Raw genomic sequence first — 6,488 nt, forward strand, 5'->3', positions numbered from 1 at the left:
TTCCTCTCCGGGGTCGTTCCGGCCGTACCGGCCTCGGCGGCGGCACCCACCGAGGCCGGAGTCACAGGGGCCCGCCGAGCAGCTCGACGCTGCCGTCCTCGCGGCGGCGGGCCGCCTCGCCCGTACGGTACATGCGCGTGCCCGGCGGGCCGAACGGATCGGCCGTGAAGCGGGCCGCCGTGCGGGCCGGGCGGGCCGGCCAGCCGGTGGCCAGGACGGCGCCCGCGACGCACAGTTCGCCGGTGACGCCGGGCGGGCAGGGGGCCAGGGCCGGGTCCAGCACATGGAGGCGGACGTTCCACCCGGGCCGGAGGGCCGTGGCCGGCTCCCCCGGTCCGTACGAGCGGCACGCCGCGCCCGCGGCCCCGGCCGGTCCGTAGTGGTGGTGCACGCGCAGGCCCTCGGTGTCCGCGCGGTCCGGTGGCGTCCCGTCGGTCAGGACGTGCCGCAGCCGCGCGGTGCCGTCCGGGCCGGCGAGGAGGCGGCCGAGGAGCTCCGGGCCGAGGGCGGCCACGGTGACGCCGTGTTCGCGGACGGCGGCGGCCGGGTCGGGGTCCAGGACCAGCGCGGCGCCCTCCCGCAGCGGCCACAGCAGCTCGGCCAGTGAGCCGTCGTCGCCCGGCAGGAACCGGTCGGCGGCGGTCAGCCCGTACCGCCCCTGCATCCAGCGCAGCCGGTTGTCGGCCGCCGACTGCGGGACGACGAGGGCCTGGCCGTCGGAGCGGACGGCGTACGCCGGGTGGTGCGGCGTCAGCGGGCGCCCCGGGTCGGTGGCCGGCAGGCCGCGCAGGTCGGCGGCGGCCAGGTCGACGACGGGCGCGGTGATGCCCGGTGGGGCGGGGTCGCCCGAGGTCAGCACGCAGACGGGCGCGAGCCGTTCGTACGGACCGGCCTCCGCCCCGGGCCTCAGGTGGATGTACGCGCCGCCCGCCTTGAGGACGGCGAGCACGGCCACCACCAGGTCGGCGGAGCGGGGCAGGGCGACGGCCGCGAAGGCGCCGGGGCGCACGCCGAGCGGGAGGAGCCGGCGGGCCAGCCGGTTGGCGCGGGCGTTCAGCTCCGCGTAGGTCAGCCGCTCGTGGCCCGCGATCAGGGCGGTCGCGCCGGGCGTGCGGGCCGCCCGGGCCTCGACCGGGCCGATGAGGGTGGTCGGCGGCAGGGCGGTGGCGGTGTCGTTGTACTCGGTCAGGACGCGGGCGCGTTCGTCGTCGTCGGCGCGGGCGAGCGCGGCGAGCGGCAGGTGGGGGTCGCGGTCGGCGAGCCGGGCCAGCAGGGCGAGGAAGTCCTGCGGGCGCGCGTCGGCGGCGGGTTCGGTGTCGTGGTCGACGCGCAGGCCGCCGTCGTCGGCGTCGCGGAGGGTGACGACGAGGTCGTCGGGCGCGCCCGACACCAGCGGGTGCAGGGTGGTCGGGGCCCCGGCGAAGGTGATCCCGTCCTCCCCGGGCACGACGTTGACGAGCGGTCCGGAGAGCGCGCGTTCCCCGCCGGGCAGGCCGAGTTCGCGGCGGATCCCGGCCCGGCGCCGCCGCTGGTGCCGCCGGGCCTCGCGGATCCCGAGGTCGGCCTGGCGGACGAGCTCGGCGAACGTGGTGTCCTCGCCGGCCGTCAGCCGCAGCGGCAGCACGTTGGCCACGGCCCCCGGCACGCGCAGGGCGGCGGGGCAGGTGCGTCCGGTCATCGGCAGCCCGAGGACGATGTCCCCGGTGCGGGTGCCCCGGCACAGGTGCAGCGCCTGCGCGGCGAACAGCAGCCCGGCCCAGGACCCCCGCACGGCGGCGGCGAGTTCGCGCAGCCGGTCGGTGGTCACGGCGTCGAGGCGCGCGGTGTGCCGCAGCCGGATGGGCACGCCGCCGGGCCCGGTGGCCGGGTCGCCTTCCGGGGCGGCCGGCCCCGGGGCGGGCAGGACGGCCCCCAAAGTCGCGGCGGCGGAGCCCTCCGGCCACGCGGTCCAGCCGAGGAAGTCGCTGCGGGCCGGCCCGGCGGCCCGGTCGGCTCCGGCGGAACCGGCGCGCCGCGCGGCCGGGACGTCCCCGACCGCCCCCTGGAAGCCCGCCAACCGCCTCCGCCAGTACGCCCGGTCGCGGTCGTGGACCGCCGACGTGCGGTACGCGGTGTCCTTCGCGACCAGGTCGGTCAGGCGGCCGAACGGGCTGGGGCCGGGGTCCGTACCGGCGGCGAGGGACGTGTAGACCTCGGCCACGCGGCGGTCCACCAGCGTGTGGCCGTGCGCGTCGAGCACCGCGGCGTGGACCCGCCGGTACCACAGCCAGTGCGCGTCGCCGAGGCGGAAGAGGCCGTGGGCGAAGAGCGGTCCGGTGCCGAGGTCGAAGGGGCGCTCCAGGTCGGAGCGCATCCAGGCCAGGGCCGTGGCGAAGGCGTCGCCGTCGCCGCGCAGGTCGGCGGCGCACAACGGGAAGCCGTGGCCGGGCGGTTCGAGCGCGATGGGCCGCTGGCGCAGCCCGTCCGGGCTCACGGTGATCCGCATCCGCAGGGCGTCCGCCTCGCCGACGGTGCGGTGCAGCGCCTCGGCGAACAGGACGGGGTCGAGCGGCCCGCGGATCTCCCGGTACACGGCGGTGTTCAGCGCCGGGCTGCGGGGGTCGCGGGCCTGGGCGTGCCACAGCTCCGCCTGGGCGGCCGTCAGCGGCAGGCCCGCCGGGACGGCGGTCCCCCCGTCGGCCGGGCCCGCGGTCCGCGGCGCGCGGTCGGCGGGTCCGCACTCGGGGAGGGCCCGGCCTCGGGTGGGGGGCATGGCCGTCAGTTCCCTTCGAGGTCCGCGAGGAGCCGGTCGGTGGTGGTGACGACGGCGCACTTGGCGGCGGCCCAGCGCAGGGCCGTGGCGTGGTCCTCGGCCGAGAAGTCGGCGACGGCGTCGGCCACGAGGAAGGGCCTGATGTCGCGCATCCAGGCGTCGCAGGCGGTCATCATGACGCCGATGTGGGCGTAGACGCCGACGACGACGAGCTGGTCGCGGCCCTGCGCGGCCATCATCCCGTCCAGGTCGGAGCGGACGAAGGCGCTGTACTTCCACTTGGTGAGGACGGTGTCGTCCGGGCCGGGCGCCACCGCGTCGGCGATGGCCTTCGCCCGCTCGTCGTCGGGCAGTCCGGGCCCCCAGAAGTCCTGCTGGAGCCCGCGCTCGGCGGGGCTCTGGCCGCCGGGCTGGGCGGAGTAGACGACGGGCACACCCAGCCGCGCGCACTCCTTCTTCAGCCGGCCGACGTTGGCGAGGAGTCCGGTGAGCGGCGAGGCACCCTCGGTGAAGGCGCCGAGGAAGTAGTTCTGCAGGTCGTGGACGAGCAGGACGGCGCGGTCCGGGTCGACGGTCCAGTCGACCTTGTTCGCCGGGAGGTCCTCCTCCGTGGGCATGGGATAGGGGGCGATGGCGGGGAGCGCCATGGTGCGGGCCTTTCCGTACTGATCAGTTCAGTGCTGTGCGGTCGCGTCAGTGCTGTGCGGTCGCGGCGGCGAGCTGTGCGGCGATGGCGGCGCGGAGGTCCTTCTTGGAGACCTTGCCGATGCCGGTCTGGGGGAAGGCGGCCGCGAACTCGATCCGGTCGGGGATCTTGAAGGCGGCCAGGCCGCGTTCCCGGACGAACTTCTTCAGGGCCGGCGACTTCACCGGCTCGGCGCCCTCGCGCAACACCACGTACGCGCAGGTGCGTTCGCCGAGGTAGGCGTCGGGCATGGAGACGACGGCGGCGTCGTGCACGGACGGGTGGGCGAGGAGGTGGTTCTCGATCTCCTCGGCGGCGACCTTCTCGCCGCCGCGGTTGATCTGGTCCTTGGCCCGGCCCTCGACGACGATGTGCCCGGTCTCCGTGAGCCGGACGACGTCGCCGGTGCGGTAGAAGCCGTCGGCGGTGAAGGCGGTGGCGTTGTGCTCGGGGGCGCGCCAGTAGCCGCGGATGGTGTACGGGCCGCGGGTGAGCAGGTGTCCGGTGGCGCCCACGGGCAGCTCGCGGTCCTCGTCGTCCACGACGCGGATCTCGTCGTCGGGGCTGATGGGACGGCCCTGGGTGGTGACGATCGTCTCCTCGGGGTCGTCGAGCCGGGTGTAGTTCACCAGGCCCTCCGCCATGCCGAAGACCTGCTGGAGGGTGCAGCCGAGCGCGGGCCGCACCCGGCGGGCCGCCTCCTCGCTGAACTTGGCGCCGCCGACGAGCAGGACGTCCAGGCTGGAGAGGTCGTACGGGGTGCCGGCCGCCGCGGCCTCGGTCCACACCAGGGCGAGCGGCGGCACCAGGCCGGTGATGGTCACGCGTTCGCGCTCGATGAGCGGGAAGGCGACGTCCGGGCTGGGGCGCGGGGCGAGGACCACGCGGGCGCCGGCGTACAGGGCGCCGAGCGTGCCGGGCGAGCTGAGCGGGAAGTTGTGGGCGGCGGGCAGGGCGCACAGATAGACGCTGTGCTCGTCCACCCGGCAGATTTCGTTGGAGCCGCGCAGCGAGTAGATGTAGTCGTCGTGGGTGCGCGGGATGAGCTTGGGCACGCCGGTGGAGCCGCCGGAGAGCTGGAGGAAGGCCAGCTCGTGGGGCTCGGGCTCGTCCGGGAGGGGCACCGGGTCGGCGGGGACGTCGGCGAGCGCGGTGTGCTCGCCGGGGTCGCCGACGACGAGGACGTGCTCGAGGCCCGGCACGTCGGCCCGTACGCGGGTGGCGAGTTCGCGGTAGTCGTAGCCCTCGGCGACGTCCTGGATCACATACGCGGCGGCCTCGGTGAACGCGCAGAAGTGGCGGATCTCGCTGTCGCGGTGCGCGGGCAGCGCGAAGACGGGCAGCGCGCCGATCCGGAAGAGGGCGAAGACGACCTCGAAGAACTCGGCGACGTTGGGCAGTTGGACGACCACCCGGTCGCCCTTGCCGATGCCCCGGGCGAGGAGCCCGGCCGCGAGCCGGTCGGCGCGCTCGTCCAGTTCGCCGTAGGTCCAGCGGCGGGTCTCCCCCGCGGGGTCGACGATCGCGACCCGCTCGGGGTGGGCGGCGGCGCGCTCGCGCAGCATCCGCCCGAAGGTCTCGCCGCGCCACCAGCCGGCGGCGCGGTAGCGCTCGGCGAACTCGGCGGGGCAGCCGGGGGCGTCAGGGGTGCCGGTCACTGCTCGACCCCCACGGCCTGGAGGAACGTGCGGAACTTGGCGGCCGTCTCGGCGGTCTCGGCCTCCGGGGACGACTGCTCGACGATCCCGGCGCCGGCGAACAGCCGCAGCGTGCGGCCCTCGGCCTCGGCGCAGCGGATGGTGACGACCCACTCGCCGTCGCCGTTGGCGTCGCCCCAGCCGACCATGCCGGTGTAGGCGCCGCGGTCGAAGGGTTCGAGCTCGCCGATGACCTCGCGGGCGGTGTCGGTGGGGGTGCCGCAGATGGCCGGGGTGGGGTGCAGGGCGCAGGCCAGTTCGAGGGCGGAGATCCCGGGGTCGACGGGGTCGGCGGTGATGGTGGTGGACAGGTGCCACATGGCGGCGGTGCGCACGAGGGTGGGGCGCTCGGGCACGTCCAGGGTGCGGCAGTACGGGGCGAGGGCGTCGCGGATCGCGTCGACGACCATGGCGTGCTCGTACAGGTCCTTCTCGGACTCCAGGAGCGCGGCGGCCCGCCGGACGTCCTCGGCGAGGTCGGCGCTGCGCGGGGTGGAGCCGGCGAGGGGGTTGGTGACGACGCGTCCGCCGCGCTTGGAGAGCAGCAGCTCGGGGCTGGCGCCTAGCAGGGTGCGGCCGGGGCCGGAGGGCACGGCGAAGGTGTAGCCGGAGGGGTCGCGGCGGGCGAGGCGGCCGAGCAGCGCGGTCAGGTCGGGCTCCTGCGGCGCGGTGAGCTCCAGGGTGCGGGAGAGGACGACCTTGCCGAACTCGCCGCGCTTCATCCGCTCGACGGCGGTGGCGACGGCGGCGGCGTAGCCCTCGGGCGCGGGGACGGGCCGGACGTCCCAGTCGAGGGCGGCGGGGGGCGCGACGGGCAGGGCGGCGAGCGGGTCCCGGGACAGCGGGGGCGCGAAGCGGACGGTCTCGGGGACGGCGAGCACGGCGGGGGCGCCCGGGAGGAAGGGGACGGCGCCGACGACGACGGGGTTCTCGTGGCCGTCGAGCAGCTGGGCGTCGAGGGTCTCGGTGACGCGGCGGTGCAACGGGGCGTCACCGTGCGGCACTTCGGCCCGCACTCCGTGGGCGAGGAGGGTGCGGGTGGCCGAGGCGAAGAAGCGCGCGTCGCGGTGGTCGTACGCCTCCAGCAGCGCGGTCGCGGCGCCGACGGTGTCCGGGCCCTCCGCCGCGTCGTCGGGTATCTCGGGTCCGCTCGGCCGGGCGGTCACGTGCTGAGCCGTGGTCACCGGGTGCTCCGTTCCTCCGGTGCGCCGTGCACCGGGCATGGGGTGGGGGTGGCGGGCCGCCCCCCGCCCGCCCCCCCGGGGGGGGGGGGGGTACGGTTACCGCCCGCCCCGCCGGCGCGCCCGGGCCGGGGGGCGGGGCGGCCGCCCCCCCCGGTGGGCCCCCCCGCGCC

The 6,488-nt window shown here is 76.8% G+C and carries 4 protein-coding genes; all 4 read right to left on the reverse strand.

All coding sequences use genetic code 11. From position 1 onward, the window contains the following. Positions 1 to 61 precede the first annotated feature (61 nt). The 4 genes from I5Q34_RS29065 to dhbC are packed head-to-tail and all read right to left on the reverse strand — an operon-like array spanning position 62 to position 6,318. Positions 62 to 2,752, reverse strand: coding sequence for a condensation domain-containing protein (locus tag I5Q34_RS29065; protein ID WP_199895426.1), 2,691 nt, complete (start codon positions 2,750 to 2,752; stop codon positions 62 to 64). Positions 2,753 to 2,757: 5 nt separating this feature from the next. Further along, positions 2,758 to 3,399 carry an isochorismatase family protein gene (locus tag I5Q34_RS29070; protein ID WP_199895427.1) on the reverse strand — a complete coding sequence of 214 codons (642 nt, stop codon included), beginning with the start codon at positions 3,397 to 3,399 and terminating at the stop codon, positions 2,758 to 2,760. A gap of 46 nt (positions 3,400 to 3,445) precedes the next feature. Further along, positions 3,446 to 5,095, reverse strand: coding sequence for a (2,3-dihydroxybenzoyl)adenylate synthase (locus I5Q34_RS29075; protein ID WP_199895428.1), 1,650 nt, complete (start codon positions 5,093 to 5,095; stop codon positions 3,446 to 3,448). Continuing rightward, entirely contained in the window at positions 5,092 to 6,318 is a 1,227-nt protein-coding gene (gene dhbC / locus I5Q34_RS29080) for an isochorismate synthase DhbC (RefSeq protein ID WP_374193071.1), read from the reverse strand. The genes I5Q34_RS29075 and dhbC overlap by 4 nt, the downstream gene beginning before the upstream one ends. Positions 6,319 to 6,488: the final 170 nt, after the last annotated feature.

This window comes from Streptomyces sp. AV19 (assembly GCF_015999245.1).
In the GTDB taxonomy this organism is placed as follows: domain Bacteria; phylum Actinomycetota; class Actinomycetes; order Streptomycetales; family Streptomycetaceae; genus Streptomyces.